Genomic DNA, 20,077 nt, shown 5'->3' on the forward strand with positions numbered 1-20,077 from the left:
GAGAACCTGCCGATTCATGGTCTATAGTCGGCACAGTTGTATCGAGAACCTGCCGATTCATGGTCTATAGTCGGCACAGTCGTGTCGAGAACCTGCCGATTCATGGTCTATAGTCGGCACAGTCGTATCGAGATCCTGCCGATTCATGGTCTATAGTCGGCACAGTCGCGTCGAGATCCTGCCGAGTCTTATCTATAGTCGGCACAGTCGTGTCGAGAACCTGCCGATTCATGTTCTATAGTCGGCACAGTCGTGTTAAATCGTGCCGAGACTTATCCTAGAATCAGGTTAATCCTACTCGCAGTTCCAAGAAGCCTACCATCACCACCTCAAGCACTACGCCCCACTAGAACCACCAAAACCAGCAGTGTCTTGAGCCAAGGCTCAAGACGATTTTATTAAAGCCAGACTCTGTTTGTATTTATCATCTAGAACGTGAGCGGTTGACATCTCTTCTATTTCATGGGAGGAATTGAGGCTAGGGATTACCAAACTGATCGCAAGATAAACGCTATAAAAGTAGGCAGAGCTGTGGTATGATAGGGTCACAAGAGTATTATGTTAATCACGGAAGGGTATCACGCTTCCATTGGTTATGAAAATGGAGGTTATTATATGAAAAAACGCTGGACCATCGGTGAAATTAAAAAGTTTGTTGAAACGAACTCAACGACTAAAGTATTATCGACTGAATATCATGGTTTCTCTCAAAAGTTGTTATTAGAATGCGAATGTGGCAACAAATTTGAGAAAACTTTCACGAAATTTAAAGATAAGTATCAACGTCAATGTGACGTTTGTCAGCCACCAAAACCATCTCGTTAATTTGCGACTAACTTATTTATAAGACTTGTCTGTTCAATAGTAGATTCCATTCAAAAGACATAAGCCTTTGAATGGGGCATGGAGATTGAAGGCTAGTGAAAACACCCTAGAGCTGTTTGCGCCATCCGGCGTGCAGCTCTATTTTTTTAGGATGAACGACGCTCCTTTGAGTCTGTTGTAACAATCTTGAGGACTACTTCAATTGCTATTGATTATCAATCAATCCGAGAACATCGCGGAGTTTTCCGAATGTAAGTTTAGTGATCGATTCAATCAGTACCATGATTAGTCGAGGGGTGTTTTGGGAAGATATTGTGTCAAGTTTGACGTCCGTTTCATTAGGGTTTGTTTTTGACTTTGTTCTGTCTTTACCGGTCGCTATTGGCAGCCGATGAAGGTGGATTAAGTCCACTCCATCTATCCCATTCAAGTGTCTTCCTTGGGGATGACACCCTAGATATGATAAACTAAAGAAAATAAGAAGCGAGGTGCAGTTCGAATGGGACAGTATATTGTAGAAGAATTTGAAGCACGATCTGGTATTTTCAAGAGCCAAATGGCAAAGGTTTATCAAGAGATTGCCGACTATGCGAATAAAAAATCTTTGAGAATCGTTAAAGTTAGTGATGCCGATGAAAAAGGGCATTGCACCGTGATTTTCGAGGAGTTAAAATAAGGATGCGATGTCTTTTAAAAGCAGACAAGTAGTCAGGTGATTTGATATAATGGAATTAAGAATGAGGAGGTGCTTTTGTGTTACAAGAATACAGCCGTATCTTAGTTGCAGTTGATGGGTCAGAAGGGTCCTTGAAAGCTTTGAGAAAAGGCGTGGCCATTTCAAAGCGAAACAATGCTAAATTGTATATTACACATATATTGGATGATACCGGAAGCCTACCTTTTAATGTCGAGGAATATGTTAGAATTGCGGAGCGCAATGGTCATGAGTTATTAGAAAAGTGTCAACATTATGCCCAAGAAAATGGTTTATTGGATATGGGCGTACTGTTGGAAATTGGTTCACCGCGGACGATGATTAGCACGACGATACCTGAACGAGAGTCTATTGATTTAATTATTATGGGAGCGCGTGGTTTAAATGCAGTAGAGCGTTTCTTTATTGGTTCAGTCTCAGATTTCGTGATTCGCCGAGCCGTGTGTGATGTGTTAATTATCCGAACAGATACGGATAATATGCCGGAAGGCGATTTTGATTAGTGATTATATCAGCGTTAGTCACAATAAGATGAATAAGGATACCAAAAAAGCCATAAACGTCGATTGAATGCAGTGTTTATCATTCATCGATTGTTCTTGGCTTTTTTTGTTTAGCGAATCTTTTCGATCATTTGGTTAAGCTTGGCTGGAGAGACTTGGCCACGTACGATTTCAACAACTTTACCCTCATCATCTAAGATGACAGTCAGAGGTAGGATGGTCGCACCAAATAAGTACTGATTGTTCATTTGGTGATCAAAGTAAATTGGCATTGACAGAGCCATTTCTTCAAAGAAGGCTTCAGCCGCTTCTTTAGTTTCACTTGGTTTACTCTCTAAGGCATCCATCATGATGAAGTTGATGTCGTCGCCGTAAGTTTGGTAAGCTTCCTCGAAATAAGGCATCTCCACGCGACAAGGTTCACACCATGAAGCCCAAATGTTTATTAATGTACCTTTACCATAATTGTCTGATAAATTTAGTAAGTCACCTTCTGCATTCAGGTAATTCGACTCTGGGCCTTGCCAACCCTCTTCTTGAGAGACAGTTTGCGATTCAGCACTTGATTCGGACTCATCTTCCTTTTCACTTGAATCAGTACTTGAGGGTGATTCTGGTTTCTGGACCGTAACAACAGTTGAAGATTCAGTGTCATTCTTGTCTGAGTCTGCGTCAACTGTTGATTCTGCGGGCACATCCTTCACTGCGATTTCAATAGACGAACTCGTTTCCATGAGGGTTTCTTCCTCACTGGCCAAGTAATTATCATAAATGACATAGGCCCCTGCGAACAAAAGTACCATCAAAGCTAAAATTATGTAGATTCTTTTCATTGTAAGCTCCTAACTTAGTGAGACTAATAAAGTTTCTAACCAACCAAACATCGAGCTAAGTCCCATCACAATTAATAAAATTCCTGATGCGAGGCGAATGATGCGGTAATGACGTTTGATCCATATCATTACTGACTGCATTTCTTGAATTAATAAAGCACTTAAAACAAATGGAATACCTAAGCCGAGCGAGAAACTCAATAATAGAGTGACTGATTCAATATAAGAAGTTGACGTAGCGGCATAGGACAGCGCGCTTGCTAAAAAAGTTCCCACACAAGGTGTCCAACTAATCGAAAAGACCATCCCGAATACCAAAGCATTCGTATTGCGAAGCGACGTCTGCGGCATCTTGTTTAAGCGACTCATCAATGGATTGCCTAATAAATAATCGATGCCCATCAAAATCATAAAGCCACCTGCAATAATATGAATCAATGTCCGATTGATTAAAACGAAACGTCCGATTGTTGTGACAAATAAACTCATGGAAACAAAGACAATCGTAAAGCCAAGCACGAAGAGCACTGATTGTGACAATAGTTTTTTATGTTGCGTACTCTCTGTTTCTTCCGTTTGTCCTGTCAAATAAGCTAGATAGATAGGAATCATTGGAAGCAAACAAGGGGAAATGAAGGTCAAAACGCCTTCAACTGCTAAAAGTAAATATTGCATAACTATTCCTCTCTAAATCATTTATCATCCTATCCTAACACACAAAAAGGGATAAAGTATGAAATTTGCTTGAAGCTATAATAGCCTAAACAATAGGAAAACAGCACCCCGCTGAAAGCAAGATGCTGTTGTTTTAATTATTATTGTCTAGCTTGAATTAATTCGGGGTGTCTATCGTAATAATTGTTTAATAAACTCATACCGGCTGTTGTTAGAATTCCCATCACAGCGGCATCATCGACGATTCCCACTAGTCCGAAGAAATCTGGTAGGACATCCAATGGTAAAAACGTGTATGCCAGACCAATGCCTGCCAACGTTTTAATATACCAAGGCGTCTCTTTCTTAAACAAAGACTTCGCATAAGTACCTAATCGCACATTCTTTCTCATGATATCACCTTCCTTATTAATATAATAAAGCAAAAGGCTGAGTGTGACATAGGGCTTAAGCAGGATATTTACGCTAACCTCTGAATTGTTCAGTTATGCGCTAACTTTATGCAATAATTATGCACAAGAGCCAAAAAGACTCGTTCAACAGTCGTGATATAGATATTGTTTAGTTAGTGTGATAAAATAAAATGTACAAAACATCACAAAGGAGTGTTTAGAATGGAAAGAATGAGAAAGATAATTGGCATGTTACTGGTAGTTGTACTAGTAGGTGCTGGCTTGGTCACGAGTTTAACTACATTGGGATCAGCAAGTGCGCAAGACGGATTAAGTTTTGAAGCTGGGACGTATTCTGGGGTAGCAGATGGTTTCGGTGGTTCGGTGGAAGCAATCGTAACGGTGACTGAGACACGCATTGAGAACATTCAAGTAATTGCCGACGGAGAAACGGGTGAAATTGGTACAGCAGCTATTAGCGAAATTACTGAAGCAATCATTCAAACACAAAGTTTAGCCGTTGACGTCGTGTCAGGAGCATCAGTCTCAAGTAATGCAGTGCTAGCAGCTATCGAAGATGCTTTAAAACAAGCGGGAGCGGACTTAGATTACTTAAAAGATGAAGCCAATAAGTTATCAGTCGAAGCAGTTGAACAAGCAGACATCGACACAGAAGTAGTCGTGATTGGTGCGGGTGGTGCTGGGATGGCAGCAGCAATTGAAGCAGCTTTAGCTGGTAAAGACGTGGTTATTTTAGAACAAATGGCAGTAATCGGAGGAAATACTAACCGAGCAACTGGTGGTATGAATGCTTCGCAAACCTACATTCAGGCTGAATTGGGTGTTGAAGATTCAAATGAACAATTTTACGAAGACACCTTTACCGGTGGCTATGAATTAAATGATCCAGTGTTATTGAGAACAATGGTCGAACAATCTGCAGATGCTCTACAATGGGTGAATGATTTAGGTGCAGAATTAACAGACGTATCATTTTCTGGAGGTCAAACAAATGCACGTATCCATAAACCTAAAGACGGATCAGCAGTTGGACCAGTTCTTATAGGTGTATTGAAAGAGAAATTAGATGAATTAGACGTTCCAATCTATCTGGAGTCAGAAGCTCAATCATTAATCACAAATGACGAAGGTCATGTTGTAGGCGTGAATGTCGTAACAGCCGACGGTGCAAGTTTTGTTGTAAATGCAGATGCAGTGATTCTCGCAACCGGTGGTTTCGGTGCCAATATGGAAATGGTTGAACAATACGACGAAAGTAAAGTAGGTTTTGAAACAACTAACCATCCAGGTGCAACAGGATCTGGTATTCAAATGGCCGTTGAAATAGGGGCAGCACTATACCAAATGGAAGAAATCCAAATTCACCCGACAACTCAACCAGGAACAGGTTACCTTTATACAGAAGGTTTACGTGGAGATGGGGCGATTCTTGTGAATAAAGAGGGCCTGCGTTTTACGGATGAATTATTAACACGAGACGTTGTGTCAGCCAACATTATTGCCCAAACAGATAGTGTGGCTTACTTGCTTGTCAATCAAGAATTAGTGGACCAAAATGCATCAATGGCTGGATATATTGAAAAAGGCCATGCCGTTCATGGTGAAAGTCTGGAAGAATTAGCAACGGCTTTAGAATTAGATGCGGCAACTTTACAAGCAACTTTAGATACTTACAACGAGGCCCAAGCGGCTGGTGTCGATGAAGAATTTGGCCGTCTTAATATGACGATGTCATTAGCAAAAGGACCTTACTATGCCTTATCAGTCACACCATCCATTCACCATACAATGGGTGGCTTGAAAATTAATAAAGACACGCAGGTATTGAATGAAGACGGTGAAATCATTCCAGGTTTATTTGCAGCAGGTGAAGTAGTAGGTGGCGTTCATGGTGGTAACCGCATCGGTGGTAACGCCGTTCTAGATATCATTGTCTTTGGTCGTATCGCTGGTCAAATGGCAGCAACTGATTTAGAAGCTGTTCTTGAGGAAGGGACAGAAGAAGGTACAGAAGATGCAACTGAAGACGTGACTCCGGAAGAAGAAGAGGAAGAAGTTAATTCAGAAGACGCAAGTGAAGAAGAAACTGAACCTGAAGACTCTGTAGAAAACGAAGAAACCGGAAGTCTAGACGACAGCGCTGATACTGAAGGCGAGCCAACGGAAAGTGAAACTGAAGAAGAGACAGAAGAAGAGACAGACGAAGAGACAGATGAAGAAGCAGATTCCGCAGCTTAACTAAAGAAAGTTATTAAACTATATTTGCTATCCCCGAAACTAGTCGAGTCCCCTCGCTAGTTATAATTAAACGCAAAAAATTTCTCAGTGTCAGGGCTGAGAAATTTCTTTGCGTTTAGGTGTAATGAGAAGGGGCTTTGTGTGTGATGAGTGACCTCGTACGATGTTGATATCTTTAGCTAGGAGGATAAGCGTTTAGCACACATAATCTTTGAATGACAAGTTCCGATGGACATCGAGTCGTCAATGTCGCCATGAGTTGGTTAGCAAAAGCTAGGCGCTTATTGAGTTTAGGTCCTTTTTGCTATACGTTTCACGATACACCGTGTATAATCTTAATGAGAATGTTTTAATGAATTCAGGCACTACTCAAGAAACACTGCAATGACTAAGAGTCACTGTGGATTTATTAAAGTCTGACAAGTTAGAAAGGGAGCGTTTAATCGTGAAAGCACTACCTAATATTGGAAAACCAGCGACTCGAGCATTGAATAATGTTGGACTCACGCATTTGGAAGCGTTGAGTCAGGTGAGTGCTCAATCAGTAGCGAAACTCCATGGAGTTGGACCTAAAGCAATTATTCGTCTAGAAGAGGCTCTAAAAGTGGAAGGCTTGGCTTTTGGGCCGGATCAAGAGCTAGCTTTTGAAACGGACTTTCTGGCGATAGGTGATTTGAATTGTGATAATGCCCCCAAAAGGCGTGGTATTCGAGATTTCTTACTGGCAGCTTGGATGCAAGATGTCACACTGACATCAAACTATTTATCATCAAAGGCGCAATTTGCTGAAGCTACTCAAGCCCAGCCATTAATGGGGATAGAAAAGATATTAACTGCTTATCAAACGGCCACTCCAATAAGTAGCATAATCATTCACCAACTACTGTCTCATGGTAAAGAAGGATCCGCTCATGCGAGCCTCACACTGCAGTCTGGACATCAGATTCATTTTGCGGAATTTTATCAGTTTGAAGGGCACCGCAAAGAAGCAAAACTATTAAAGATTACCCGCTATCTTCATTCTTCTTCAGAGTCATCAATCTTGCTGCTGAACAGAATTTAGGCGTATAGAGTAGTCAAACGTATAAACAATCCAATGACCTATCGAGGGGAAATTATGCTGACAATTAAACAGAGTCAATTTGAGCACGTTGAAGTTTTTGTTCAAGACGTATTTAAAGAACAAGCGGAAACTTATTTTGATGAGTTGCGTGACAAGGAAGAAGAAAGATTAACCTTGGCGGCTTATGAGGGAGAACACTTGGCCGGTGCTGTTGTGGCTAAGCGTCAATATGATCACATCTATATTGAATTTTTAACAGTCGACTCGGCCTTTCAGGGACGAAAAATAGGCAGTAAGTTGATGAATGCGATCGAAAATTTATCTAAGGAAAGAAATATTATTAACATTACATTGAGAACCCGCAGTTATCAAGCAGCAGGTTTCTATAAAAAATGTGGTTATACTTGTTACGCAACATTGGATGATATGCCAATGCGTGGTGTATCTATGCACTATTTTGTTAAGCGATTAAATTAAAGTTGGAGGAGGTATGTCATGATCTATTATCAAACAGTCGATTCGAGAGTGGCTGAGCCGATTTGTCATCGGATTTTTGAGGAGCAACAATTTGAGGTGTTCGGCCAACATATAGCGAGAAATGCTGATACAGTATCGATTGCAGCTTTTGAGGACCGTGAAGTGATTGGGGTGATAGTGGCTCGTTTTGAATATGACGCGATGGAAATTACGCAACTTGCGGTTCAAAAGGATTATCGCAAACAGGGAATTGGTAGTCAGCTATTGAATGAAATAGAACGATTAGGCAAGGAAAAAGGGGTGGTCAATGTGACGTTGACGACGCAAGATTTCCAAGGGACAAGTTTTTACGAGGAACAAGGTTACACAGTTTACGGTAAACTTGATGATATGCCTCGCGTGGGCGAGAGGCGGATTTATTTTTATAAAAAGTTACAGTAAGCCATAAGGAAACACAAAGAAGCATCTCTTACAGCAGGAGGTGCTTTTTTTTTGTGGTTTAAGGGATAACAAAACTAGTTGATAGCCTAAATAATAAAACTGAGTTCTTTCATTACTTGCGTCTCACTATGGAAGACACTCTTGCAGGAAGCACTCAGATCGTCATGATGCAAAAATATTGAATTTTCTAGGTGATGAAGGTGACTTGGCAATTTCTGAAATTTATAAAACGACATTCTTTCAGTGTGTGTTAAGCGAACTCTATTGAATTATTTAAAAGAAAATCAGAAAAATATTATAACAAACATCCGACTGTGTCATTAACTTCGCAAGTAATAATGCAACAGTATTTATAGAGTGTGTCAATGAAACCCTTTGCAGAAAGCGTTGACAAACAAAATTCAAACGTTTACAATCGTGTTAACCGGTTTCCAAGGAGGTAAGAACTTATGGCGAAAGATGTCACTATTCAAGATGTCGCAACAAAAGTAGGCGTTTCTAAAACCACAGTATCTCGTTATTTAAACGGACGCTTTGGCAATATGAGTCATGAGACTCGACAGAATATTAAAGAAGTCATTGAAGAGTTAAACTACCGTCCAAATCGTCAAGCGCAATCTTTGAAAACTAAAAAAAGTCATCTGCTTGGCTTGATGGTAGCGGATATCGAGAATACTTATTCTGGCTATTGGATTAAAGCGATGCAAGAAAAGCTTGCGGGAACGGACTATCAATTAATGATCATGACGTCTAATAATTCTGAAGAACAAGAACTGCATAATATTCGTAAATTATTGGATCAGAATATTGATGGCATGATGTTACAGCCAGTGACGATGGATGCTGAAAAGTATCGTTTCTTATATGAATCAAAGTTACCAGTCGTTTTAATTGATCGGACCCTTAGAGCAAATTTTTGGCCAACCATTCAATCAAACAACTTTCAAATAACTAAACAGCTAGCACAAGAAATTGTAGCGAATGGCTATGAACGGATTGTTCATGTAAGTGAACCAATAAAGGACGTGAGTCCAAGATCAGAACGCTATGATGCGATGAAGTTGGTCGCACATGAATATCAATTAGAATTATTGACATTAGAGGTAGATGGTTCTCAAGAACTTGTCGATCAATTTGTACAAAAAATTGAGTATCAAGCCAAACGTACGGCATTTTTCGGTGCGAACGGAACGGTCCTCAACCAAATTATTAAGGCATTTAGAAGAAATAAATTGAGTTTTCCAAAAGATTGCGGAATTTGTGGTTATGATGATTTATTGATTGGCGAAGTATTGATGCCAACGTTAACTGCAATTAGTCAACGACCTGAATTGATTGGGAAAAGATCAACAGAAGTTTTGTTAGAGATTATTAATGGGAATATCACCAATGAAAATATTGATATACCAGCAACCTTACACTTAAGAGAATCATTATAAAACGGAGGAATTAATTGAAAAAAGTATATTTAAATACAATCATTGCTCTGGCAGAAGGTCTAACTCAAAGTGAGTTTACAGACTTTCTGTTAACACATGAAATAGCAGTCGATGGCATTGAGTATCGTTACGAGATGTTTTCAGAAGATAATAAAAAACGGCAAAGTGAATGTTTAAAGTTTTTGGAAACCGGTAAACTAAAAAGCTGGGATTTACTATTATCCATTCCGGATAGCTTATTTGTATCTGAAGGACTGAGTCCAAAACTTGAGTATTATTTACAAGAGGCCAGCCTACTAGGTGCTCAGCGCATAAAAATGAATATCGGCCAACTAAGCGGTATTAGCAAGACGTCACCTAAAGAACTTACTGACTTATTGACTTGCTATCAGATGGACTTGAATATTGAAAATGATCAAACTGAAGCTAATGGGACTTACCAAGTAGTTTCTGAAGCAATCACACTAATTCGAGAAACCGGTTTACCGATTAGCTATACGTTTGACGCGGGGAATTATGCTGTTCTTAAAGAAGATGCCAGACAAGCATTTACTGTTTTAAAAGAAGCGACGAGCATTTTTCACGTGAAAAATATCGATGAAGAAGGACAAGCAACCTTATTAAATAAGGGAAAAATGAATTGGCAATACTTTTTAGAGCTAGATGTGCCATATGTTTTGGAGTATCCAATGGCAATGAGTGAAATCGAAAATGAACTTAATATGTTTAAGGAGGCGTTTTATTAATGGGCAAAATAGTAACAGTAGGAGAACCAATGGCTTTGTTTGTAGCCAATGAAGAAGGTGAACTGGATAAGGTAAAGTCTTTTACTAAATATATTGCTGGTGCAGAGATTAATGTTTCGGTGGGGGTGACACGCTTAGGGCATTCGATTGAATATGTGACTCAGTTAGGACAAGATCCTTTTGGTAAATATATCTCTCGTTTTTTAGAAGATGAAGGAATTGGAACGACATATAGTAAATTTTATGAGGGGGCGTCTACGGGTTTTCAACTTAAAGGAAAAGATACAGTGAATGATCCGGAAGTCTTTTACTTTAGAAAAAACTCAGCAGCATCAAAAATACCGTATTGCTTAAGTGATGAGGTTTCCTTGGAAGATGTCGATGTGTTACATGTTTCAGGTGTCTTTCTGGCAGTTAATGATGAAACGTATCGTTTTGTACAAAATTTAGTTACACGGGCAAAAGCCAAAGGGATTACAATCGTTTTTGATCCAAACTTACGTCCCGTTCTATGGGGATCGACAGAGAAAATGATTAAGGGAATTAATGAGATGGCTTTTCAAGCTGACTATGTGTTACCAGGTCTTGGCGAAGGTGAACTATTAACTGGCTCAAGTAAACCAGATGACATCGCAAAATTTTATTTAGCTAAAGGAGTGAAAGGCGTCATCATTAAAGATGGTGCAAAGGGTTGTTACGCGTATCAATCTCAAGCAGGAACGACCCAAATGACCATCGCGCAAGGTTTCAAGTTGAAAGAATTAGTTGATACGGTGGGAGCTGGCGATGGTTTCGCAGTAGGAATTGTTACTGGCTTAATCGAAGGCTTAAGTCTAGAAGAAACACTTCAAAGAGCCAATGCGATTGGCGCGATTCAAGTCAGTCATATTTCAGACAATGAAGGCTTACCCACTCGTCAAGAATTAGCAGAGTTTATTAAGCAGCATTCATAAACAATAGGATTAAAGGGCAATCGCCTAACTCTTAAAGAGTCAGTAAAGCAACACAAAGTGTACAAAAGGATGAGAAAAGGAGTCTTAAAAAATGGAAATTGTTATCGGTATAATTTTACTAATAAGCTATTTTTGGTTAATTAAGTTTGCAGCCACTGGTGGAAACTTAATGATTGGTTTCTTCATTATGGCAGTGTTATGGACTGGCTTATCAATTGTTGGTGGGCAACTCACATGGGATACAGCGATGGTTGATATTCTACAAGGAGGTCCTGAAAGTTGGGGGGCAACCGCAGTTGTGGTGATCTTCGGTAGTTGGTTCGGACGTATTCTAATTGAAACGGAAATTGCGTCTACATTGATTAAGAAAACGGTTGAACTAAGTGGGGAGAATCCATTATTTACAACAGCATTGATTTCAATTGTAACGACCATTATCTTTACGTCAACATTTGGAGCGGGTGCGGTAGTAGCAATCGGTATTATTGTATTGCCTATCTTAATGTCTTTAGGTGTTCCTAAACCGTTAGCAGTGACTGCTTACTTGATGAGTGTTGGTAGTGGAATGTACGTTAACATTGTCTTATTTAGACAAATGCAAGGGATTTTCGTAGGTTATGAGTATGACTGGAATTATTTAAGATTTGGTTTTTCAGCGATGGCTATTCAATCCTCTATTGTGATTCTAATGCTGATTTTCCATTTACGTAAAAAGCGCACATACAACTGGGCAGCCAAAGCAAAAGTAGCTGATGTTAAAAAGGATGTACCAACTTATGCGTTACTAGCACCAGTTATTCCCGTCGCTTTAGCAATCGGTTTTGGTTGGCAGTCGATTCCTTCTTTTATTGTCGCAAGTATTTATGCTTTATGGACATGTGGCAAACTTCCTAACTATAAAGAAGGAACACGTACGATTACTAGAACCTTCCAAGAAGGTGTTGTAGATGTGTCATCATTACTAGGTTTCCTATTTATTCTACCAATGTTTAATAGAATTTCTGGAATTGCGGCTCCTTTCTTCGAAGCAATATTAGGCGGTGTGATGCCAAGTAGTTCATTAGTTTTATGTATTGCTTTTGCAATTCTCTTACCTTTAGGTCTATTCCGTGGTCCGTTAACAATTTTCGGTGCGGGTAGTGCGACGGTTGGAATCTTACAAGGAATGGGTATTTTCCCAATGACGCTGATGTTCCCGTTGATTTATGTCCCAACGATTGCGATGAACTTATCGACGTGTCCAACTCAATCTTGGAACTTATGGGCATTAAATTATTCAAAAGTGGGCGCGAAAGAGTTTATGAAAACTGGTGTTCCTTGGGCATGGTTAGCAGGTGCAATTAATATTGCCATTGTTTACTTCATGTTCGGATAAAAGAGAAAGGAGCTTATGATTATAATGAATAGACAAGTTCGAGTAGGGATTGACGTTGGTGGAACACATACTAAGGCAGTGGCCATCGATAATGAAACATATGAAATTATTGGGATTGGCTCAGTTAAAACAACCCATGACCACGCTGAAGGTGTATCGGCTGGTGTAGTAGAAGCTTTTAAGAAGTGTCTAACAGATAATAATATTGAACCAGAAGAAGTGAGTTTTATTGCACATAGTACAACACAAGCAACGAATGCTTTATTAGAAGGTGACGTGGCTGTAACAGGTGTTATCGGGATGGGAAGTAGCTTTTTAGCGAAACGTCAAGCAAAAATTGATGACATTATTTTGGATGAGACAGGAAAAAGAAAAATATCTACTCACAATACTTATATCCCCTTAAAACACTATGATAGTGAGCAAGCCAAACAAGCGATTAGCTCCTTACGTAACAAAGGTGCAGAAGTAATTGTGGCGTCTAAAGCTTTTGGTGTGGATGATGGCACTGAAGAAAAAGATATCGCGAGGCTGGGTGAAGAATTAGGAATTGAAGTCTCACAAGCAAGTGATATAAGTAAAATGTACGGTTTATCTAAACGGACTCGTACAGCCGTAATCAATGCCTCGATTTTACCAAAAATGTTTGAAACAGCTGATAGTACCGAAGCAAGTGTGCGTCAAGCTGGAATTAAAGTACCATTGATGATTATGCGTGGTGACGGTGGTGTAATGGATATTGATGAGATGAGAAAAAGACCAGTCTTAACCATGTTATCTGGTCCAGCCGCTTCGACAGTTGGTGCATTAATGTATTTACGTGCATCAAATGCAATCTTCTTTGAAGTAGGCGGAACAAGTACAGATATCGGTGTCATTAAAAATGGGCGCCCGATGATTGACTATTCAATCGTTGGCGGACATAAAACATTGATTAGTTCTTTAGACGTGCATGTTTCTGGTGTTGCAGGAGGCTCAATGGTTCGTGCAAATACTAAAGAAGTGGTCGCAGTTGGCCCTCGATCAGCCCATATCGCTCATTTGGATTATGCGGCATTCGCAGATCCAGCAGATATTCAAAATCCGAAAGTGGTTCGTATCCAACCAATGCAAGATGATCCCAATGATTACATTGCCATTGAATCAGCTAACGGTAAACGATTCGCGATCACAGTGACTTGTGCAGCCAATGCATTGAAAATAGTTAAGGAAAGTGACTATTCTTATGGGAATTATGACTCATCTTACAAGGCAATCAAAGCTTTAGCCGATGAGTTAGGTAAGAGCGTTGAACAAGTGGCAACAGAAATTATGGATCGAGCGTCGGATGTGGTGATTAAAGTAATCACTTATTTAGCTGAAAAACATAAAGTAGAGCGCGATCAAATTTCATTAGTAGGTGGCGGTGGTGGAGCAAGTTCTTTACTTCCTTATACAGCTAAAAGAATGGGCTTAACGTATGACATTGCTGAAAATGCAGAAGTTATTTCTTCAATTGGTGTCGCTTTAGCGATGGTTCGAGATGTTGTGGAACGCGTAATTCCGAGTCCGACACCAAGTGATTTAGACGATATTCGTAATGAAGCGATTCAATCAGCCACTAAATCGGGAGCATCTCCAGAAACAATTGAAGTACAAATGGAAATCGATTCGCAAACGAATAAAGTCCGTGCGATCGCTACTGGATCGACAGAAGTTAGAACGACTGACTTATCAGCCAAAGTTGAAGAGGCTGAAGCGCGTAAAATTGCCGCAAAATCAATGCAATTACCTGGAGACAAATTAACATTAGCCGCGTCAAACAACTACTTCTTCGTATTCACAGCAATGAAGGGTGAGAAGAATGAAGTACGTGTGGTTGACAACAAAGGCTTTATTAAAGTTCAACGTGGAGACGGAGAAGCGGTAGTAACGACTGTTGGAGGCGTTCGTTCAACGGTTGATGAGTACTGGGAAGTTTTAGCTGTCTACAAGAGCGATATCAAATTGGCTCCAGATATTTACTTATGTATTGGTGCAAAGGTAGTGGACTATACTGGAATGTTAGATCTAGCCCAATTAAACATGGTAATGGATACAGAGTTAATGCAACATGGAGGACGCGAAGAAGTCATTGTGATGGGCGCACGTAATAACATCTAATGACACACAGTCCAACAAGACTAGAGACTTCTTTACACCATTTGAAAAGTATCGATGTGGACCAGTACATTTTTGATACGGTTCGACAAGATCGTATAGGACAACGTTTGTCTGAACAGGAAATTAAGAGTAAAATTGAATTAGCTAGAACTATGGCGGAAAATCTAGTCACTTTTTATAAAGAAACATTAAAGGTGAATAGTGTCGAAGAGTTAGTCAAGCATTTACAGCTTACAGTTGATTTTAGACAAGAAAAAATTGAGGATTATTTTGCGATGATTGGTTTCTTTGAAAGTCCGAATCGCATTGTCGTCAATGACTTGTATCGTGAAAATAATGAATTTTGGTTAGCGCATCAACAGCCTGAATGGTTATTTGAACAATGGTCACCGGTCATTATTGCACATGAAGCCTTTCATGCTATTCAAGAAAAAGAAGCGCTAGATTTATCAGCATTTGAGATTGATTTATGGCAATTTGCTGGCTTTAAAAAGAAATCACCTGTTACAGTTTTGATAGAAGTCGTGGCGAACTATTTTGCACAATATTACACGGGTTTTGCTTATTATCCGGCTATTCTGGATAAAATAGCCTTGCTGCCAATATATCCCAAAGCAGTCCATAAAGAAATCGAAACTTTGGCTAGAAAATAGACTAAATCATCGCCAAGTAAAGCAGAGTATATTGATGAGGAGAGATAATGTGAAAAAAATGAATGTGTTAGGTAAATTGATCGAATCAGGTGTCATCGGTGTGGTGCGCGGTAAGTCTCGTCAAGAAGCGGTTGAAATTTCAAAAGCATTAGTGGCTGGTGGCATTCACGGCATCGAATTAACGTTCACGGTCCCGGAAGCGGCTCAAGCAATTCAAGAGTTGAAAGCTGAATTCAAGGATAATGCGAACGTTGTGGTAGGTGCAGGAACGGTTTTAGATGCGACGACAGCTAAGCTAGCAATTGAAGCAGGTGCTGAATATATTGTCAGCCCAAGTTTTGATGCAGCTGCAGCGCAATTATGTAACTTGTATCAAATCCCTTACTTACCAGGTACCTTAACGATCACTGAAATGACGACTGCTATGAAAGCAGGCGCTGATATCGTTAAATTATTCCCAGGTTCAGCGGTTGGTCCTTCATATATTAAAGCAGTCAAAGGCCCACTTCCTCATGCGAACATCATGCCAACAGGCGGTGTCAGCTATGACAACTTGGGCGAATGGATTAAAGCTGGTGCAGTTGCGGTTGGTGCTGGTTCGAACTTAACGCATCCATTCGAAGGTGCAACGACGGCCGACATTACTGAAACAGCTTCTAAATTCATTGCACGATACCGTGAATTAAAAGCGGCAAATGCTCAATAAAATAATCAAGTCACTCGCTCATAAAGACGGGTGACTTTTTTTGTATGGTCATTGAGGAGTCCAACTTAGTTTTTCGTGAAAAACAAAGTTAACAAAAAATGGAAAAATGGATCTTAAGGAGCAACCTGCTCATAAGTTTAGAAATAGAAAATATTGCCTATAATCTCTTAAGAGGTCATACAAAGGTAATTAGTTAATACATATAAGAAGCCTGATGAAACAACATTCCCGTAAAAAAAGTATCAATCACTCGTCTAAAAAAGGCGAGTGATTTTATAAATTTTAAAAGTAATTTTAAATAAAATGATTGAAAGCGTTGACAATCATTTCAAGTCATTATATACTTCTCTGTGAAGAAGCAAGTTGAACGTTAAACCTTAGAGAGGTATTTTTTTTACGGTATGAGTTTAACGTTAAACTTTTAGAGAGACTAAAGCCAGGCAAGTAGGGCACAAGTAGGGCATAAGAAGAATAAATTTATTAAACTATAATAAGTTTAACGTTAAACCTAACCGGATAAACATCATAGTTTGAAAAGGAGGAGCCAAGATGCGTATAACAATGAAACATATTGCCCAAGAAGCAGGCGTCAGTGTAATGACAGTCTCTAACGTAATCAATGGTAAGGGCGGTAAAGTTTCAATAGACAAAAGAATAGAAATTGAAAAAATAATTAAAAAGTATAATTACTCACCTAATATGAATGCGAAAGCATTGGTCAACGCCTCATCGAGATTAATTGGTTTACTTTATTACAGTGATGGACCAGGCTATGATTTTTCAGATCCTTTTGCGACAGAGGTCTTAAGTGGGATTGAATCGATTGCGAAGAAAGAGAATTACTTTATTTTAATTCATAATGTGAATTCTTTAGAAGATATTCAAGAAATTCAGTCAAATTGGGCGTTTTCTGGTTTTATCGCAGTTGGTTTTTATCAGGAAATCTATTTAAAAATGGTGGAAGCAGTCAGTGTGCCGATCGTTTTTGTAGATACCCATCTTGATAATGAAGGCGAAGCACTGAATAATTCTAACGTTTATTTTGTTAAATCAGATGACTACTTACAAGCCAAAAAAGCAGTTGATTTCTTATATAGCCAGGGGCATGAAAAAATTGGTTTTCTATCCTATAATTTCGACTTAGAAATCGTCGGTGTTATTGAACAGCGTTTCAATGGTTATAAAGACAGTCTGCTGGAAAAAGGATTGAGCTTTGATAAAGACTTAATTTTCAATGATAGCGACTTTGATAAACTAATCGAAAACTTAAAACAATTTACTGCCTTGTTTGTCACGGCAGATTTCCTAGCCATGAACTTTATTAAATATTTAAGAAATAAAGGGCTTTACGATGTCAACAGACTTTCAATTATCAGTGTTGATGACATTAGGTATGCGGAATTAAACAATCCGCCTTTAACCACGATTCGATTAAATCAGGTTTATAAAGGGTCAGTAGCCATAGAAAGAATTATTCAAATTGTAGAAAAACAATCAGATATTCCTAAGGTAACGATTATCGAAGGAGAATTGATAGAAAGGGATAGTGTGTCCTGGCACGCTAAAAAGGTAGATTATGATCAATAACATATTAGTTGGAGAACGTTATCGCTTTACTATTTTAAGTAATCAGCTTCTGAGAATGGAGTACTCAGAAACAGGCGAGTTTGTCGATGAAACGACACAAGTCGTTGTGAACCGTAAAATTACTGATGAAGTGGCGATTGAGTTTAATACGATTGAGACTGCTGACGACTTAGAAATTATCACGAAATATTTTCATTTATACTATAAAAAGAATCAACCATTTTCCAATTTAACGTTATTCATTGACTTCTTTTTTGCTTACCAACCCTATGGGAATCGTTGGTATTATGGCGATCCAATCAAAGACTTAAAAGGAACGACTCGCACACTCGATTGGGTCGATGGGGAAACACCACTTGATTCAGGCATTATCAGCTTTACTGGTTTTACCGTCCTGGATGATTCTCAGTCACATTATTTAAATGCGGCTGGCGATTTTACACTAAAGAACTTAAAGACAACAGATGTCTACGTCTTTGCCTATGGTCATGAGTATCAAAAAGCGTTAACAACTTATTATCAACTGACAGGCTTTACACCTAAGTTACCACGTTATGCCTTAGGCAACTGGTGGAGTAGATTCTGGAGGTATTCAGACCCAGAATACCGTGAGTTAATGACTAAATTCAAGACTAAAGAAATCCCTTTATCAGTGGCTGTGATTGATATGGATTGGCATATAACAGATATTCCTGAAGGCTTCGGAAGTGGCTGGACGGGTTATAGTTGGAATAAAGAACTGTTTCCAGATCCAGCCGATTTTATGAACTGGTTACATGAAGAAGGTCTGGCGGTTACTTTGAATTTACATCCTGCGGATGGCGTCAGAGCCTTTGAAGATGCCTATCCAGCAATGGCCCAAAGACTGGGACTCGATACAAACTTGAATGAACCAGCGGTCTTGGATTTTTCAGATTCAGATTTCAGAAAGGCCTATTTTGAAGAAGTTTTACATCCTAACGAGGTAGACGGTGTCGATTTTTGGTGGATCGATTGGCAACAAGGGACGGACAGTGGAGTATCGGGTTTAGATCCTTTATGGTTACTCAATCATTATCATTACCTTGATTTAGAAAAACGAGGTAAAAATGCCTTGATCTTATCTAGGTATGCAGGTCCCGGTAGTCACAGATATCCTTTAGGTTTTTCTGGAGATACGATTAATACTTGGGACTCATTGAAATTTCAACCTTACATGACCTCGACGGCAGCAAACATTGGTTATAGCTGGTGGAGTCATGATATTGGTGGACATATGTATGGCTATAAAGACGAGGAATTAGTGTTAAGGTGGTTGCAATTAGGTGTTTTTAGCCCAATCAACCGCATCCATAGTTCTAATAGCATTTTTATGGGCAAGGAACCTTGGAATTATTCGATGGAAATTGAAGTCATTATGACGCATTTCTTAAGACTACGTCATCAGTTACTTCCTTACTTGTATACTGCAAATATTGAGACGCACGAAAAAGGCATTCCATTAGTTCGCCCACTCTATTATGGAGAAGCGGATAAACCTATCTCTTACAACTATCCAAATGAATTCTATTTTGGTAGTGAGCTATTAGTTTTACCAATTACGAGTCCAATTAATTCGATGCTCTATCGTGCAGTAGAAGAAATTTATTTCCCAGACGGTCAATGGTATGACTTTTGGACGAATTTACGTTATCAAGGAGGCGCTTCCTTGAGAGTGTATCGAAAATTAGATCGTATGCCCGTCTTTGCGAAAGCAGGCGCCATTATCCCACTTGATTATTCGCCAATGGCCACTGGCTTCGAAGAGTTACCTGAAGTCATCACATGGAAAATTTACCCGGGCGCTTCTAATCAGTATCGCTTAGTCGAGGAGAAAGATAATCAACGAGTCGAAACCATTCTTGACCTAAATAATGACACACACACTTTGCAGCTAACAATCAATGGTCAATCTGATGTATTACCAGCCAATCGCCAACACGATTTTATATTCTGTGGGACGCAAGCTTTTTCGGTGGAAGGTTACGACAGTGACTATCAAGCACAGAGAAAAGAAGTCAGTATTAAAGGGATAAAAGTTGAAACAAGCCTACAACTAGCAATTCAAGGCTTCGCTCCGATAGTTAAACAAGATATTAAAGCCGAACTCTTTTCACTAGTGAATGAAGCTAAAATTGCTTACGTGATTAAAGAAGAAATTTGGCAGAATTTTCAACAAGACAATGTCACTAAGATTCTTTCAAATACCCAACGGATTCAGAATAAGGTGTTGGAAGAAAGTCTATTCGAGCTCATTTACATAATGACGAGTTAA

19 protein-coding genes are annotated in these 20,077 nt (G+C 39.3%); 16 read left to right on the plus strand and 3 right to left on the minus strand.

What is annotated here, in order from left to right; translation table 11 throughout:
- Positions 1-615 precede the first annotated feature (615 nt).
- The 3 genes from ACTQ45_RS07505 to ACTQ45_RS07515 all read left to right on the plus strand — a co-directional run bounded on the left by ACTQ45_RS07505 (position 616) and on the right by ACTQ45_RS07515 (position 2,043).
- Entirely contained in the window at positions 616-825 is a 210-nt protein-coding gene (locus tag ACTQ45_RS07505) for a hypothetical protein (RefSeq protein WP_441752111.1), read from the plus strand.
- 499 nt (positions 826-1,324) lie between these two features.
- Entirely contained in the window at positions 1,325-1,501 is a 177-nt protein-coding gene (locus tag ACTQ45_RS07510; protein WP_441752113.1) for a hypothetical protein, read from the plus strand.
- 77 nt (positions 1,502-1,578) lie between these two features.
- Positions 1,579-2,043, plus strand: coding sequence for a universal stress protein (locus ACTQ45_RS07515; RefSeq protein WP_441752115.1), 465 nt, complete (start codon positions 1,579-1,581; stop codon positions 2,041-2,043).
- A 110-nt stretch (positions 2,044-2,153) separates the two neighbouring features.
- On the opposite strand, the gene ACTQ45_RS07520 is transcribed toward ACTQ45_RS07515, so the two are convergent.
- The 3 genes from ACTQ45_RS07520 to ACTQ45_RS07530 all read right to left on the minus strand — a co-directional run bounded on the left by ACTQ45_RS07520 (position 2,154) and on the right by ACTQ45_RS07530 (position 3,943).
- On the minus strand, positions 2,154-2,876 hold the full coding sequence (locus ACTQ45_RS07520) for a TlpA family protein disulfide reductase (RefSeq protein ID WP_441763374.1): 723 nt from the start codon (positions 2,874-2,876) through the stop codon (positions 2,154-2,156).
- Positions 2,877-2,885: 9 nt separating this feature from the next.
- Positions 2,886-3,551, minus strand: coding sequence for a cytochrome c biogenesis CcdA family protein (locus ACTQ45_RS07525; protein ID WP_441752119.1), 666 nt, complete (start codon positions 3,549-3,551; stop codon positions 2,886-2,888).
- 140 nt (positions 3,552-3,691) lie between these two features.
- Positions 3,692-3,943: a YkvA family protein gene (locus ACTQ45_RS07530; RefSeq protein ID WP_441752121.1), complete on the minus strand. Its 252-nt coding sequence runs from the start codon at positions 3,941-3,943 to the stop codon at positions 3,692-3,694.
- A 222-nt stretch (positions 3,944-4,165) separates the two neighbouring features.
- Here ACTQ45_RS07530 and ACTQ45_RS07535 point away from each other — a divergent pair, with 222 nt between their 5' ends.
- The 13 genes from ACTQ45_RS07535 to ACTQ45_RS07595 all read left to right on the plus strand — a co-directional run bounded on the left by ACTQ45_RS07535 (position 4,166) and on the right by ACTQ45_RS07595 (position 20,077).
- Positions 4,166-6,202, plus strand: coding sequence for a flavocytochrome c (locus ACTQ45_RS07535; protein WP_441763375.1), 2,037 nt, complete (start codon positions 4,166-4,168; stop codon positions 6,200-6,202).
- Positions 6,203-6,647: 445 nt separating this feature from the next.
- On the plus strand, positions 6,648-7,265 hold the full coding sequence (locus tag ACTQ45_RS07540; RefSeq protein WP_441763376.1) for a DNA-binding protein: 618 nt from the start codon (positions 6,648-6,650) through the stop codon (positions 7,263-7,265).
- Positions 7,266-7,319: 54 nt separating this feature from the next.
- A complete protein-coding gene (locus ACTQ45_RS07545) occupies positions 7,320-7,742 on the plus strand; it encodes a GNAT family N-acetyltransferase (protein WP_441763377.1) in 423 nt (140 codons plus the stop codon).
- Positions 7,743-7,760: 18 nt separating this feature from the next.
- Positions 7,761-8,183 (plus strand): GNAT family N-acetyltransferase, encoded by a 423-nt coding sequence (locus ACTQ45_RS07550; protein WP_441752128.1) that lies wholly within the window; start codon positions 7,761-7,763, stop codon positions 8,181-8,183.
- A 449-nt stretch (positions 8,184-8,632) separates the two neighbouring features.
- Positions 8,633-9,622, plus strand: coding sequence for a LacI family DNA-binding transcriptional regulator (locus tag ACTQ45_RS07555; protein ID WP_441763378.1), 990 nt, complete (start codon positions 8,633-8,635; stop codon positions 9,620-9,622).
- A gap of 14 nt (positions 9,623-9,636) precedes the next feature.
- Entirely contained in the window at positions 9,637-10,368 is a 732-nt protein-coding gene (locus tag ACTQ45_RS07560) for a hypothetical protein (protein WP_441763379.1), read from the plus strand.
- On the plus strand, positions 10,368-11,321 hold the full coding sequence (locus ACTQ45_RS07565; RefSeq protein ID WP_441752134.1) for a sugar kinase: 954 nt from the start codon (positions 10,368-10,370) through the stop codon (positions 11,319-11,321). The genes ACTQ45_RS07560 and ACTQ45_RS07565 overlap by 1 nt, the downstream gene beginning before the upstream one ends.
- Before the next feature lie 91 nt (positions 11,322-11,412).
- Positions 11,413-12,696 carry a gluconate:proton symporter gene (locus ACTQ45_RS07570; RefSeq protein WP_441752136.1) on the plus strand — a complete coding sequence of 428 codons (1,284 nt, stop codon included), beginning with the start codon at positions 11,413-11,415 and terminating at the stop codon, positions 12,694-12,696.
- Positions 12,697-12,720: 24 nt separating this feature from the next.
- Entirely contained in the window at positions 12,721-14,838 is a 2,118-nt protein-coding gene (locus ACTQ45_RS07575) for a hydantoinase/oxoprolinase family protein (protein ID WP_441763380.1), read from the plus strand.
- On the plus strand, positions 14,838-15,491 hold the full coding sequence (locus ACTQ45_RS07580) for a hypothetical protein (protein WP_441763381.1): 654 nt from the start codon (positions 14,838-14,840) through the stop codon (positions 15,489-15,491). Before ACTQ45_RS07575 ends, ACTQ45_RS07580 begins: the two co-directional genes overlap by 1 nt.
- A 49-nt stretch (positions 15,492-15,540) precedes the next feature.
- The gene (locus tag ACTQ45_RS07585) at positions 15,541-16,197 is read left to right on the plus strand and encodes a bifunctional 2-keto-4-hydroxyglutarate aldolase/2-keto-3-deoxy-6-phosphogluconate aldolase (protein ID WP_441763382.1); all 657 of its coding nucleotides are present in this window, start codon (positions 15,541-15,543) and stop codon (positions 16,195-16,197) included.
- A gap of 549 nt (positions 16,198-16,746) precedes the next feature.
- Positions 16,747-17,784 (plus strand): LacI family DNA-binding transcriptional regulator, encoded by a 1,038-nt coding sequence (locus tag ACTQ45_RS07590; protein WP_441763383.1) that lies wholly within the window; start codon positions 16,747-16,749, stop codon positions 17,782-17,784.
- Positions 17,774-20,077: a glycoside hydrolase family 31 protein gene (locus ACTQ45_RS07595; RefSeq protein ID WP_441763384.1), complete on the plus strand. Its 2,304-nt coding sequence runs from the start codon at positions 17,774-17,776 to the stop codon at positions 20,075-20,077. Before ACTQ45_RS07590 ends, ACTQ45_RS07595 begins: the two co-directional genes overlap by 11 nt.

The sequence above is a fragment of the Fundicoccus sp. Sow4_D5 genome (assembly GCF_052116365.1).
Classification (GTDB): domain Bacteria; phylum Bacillota; class Bacilli; order Lactobacillales; family Aerococcaceae; genus Fundicoccus.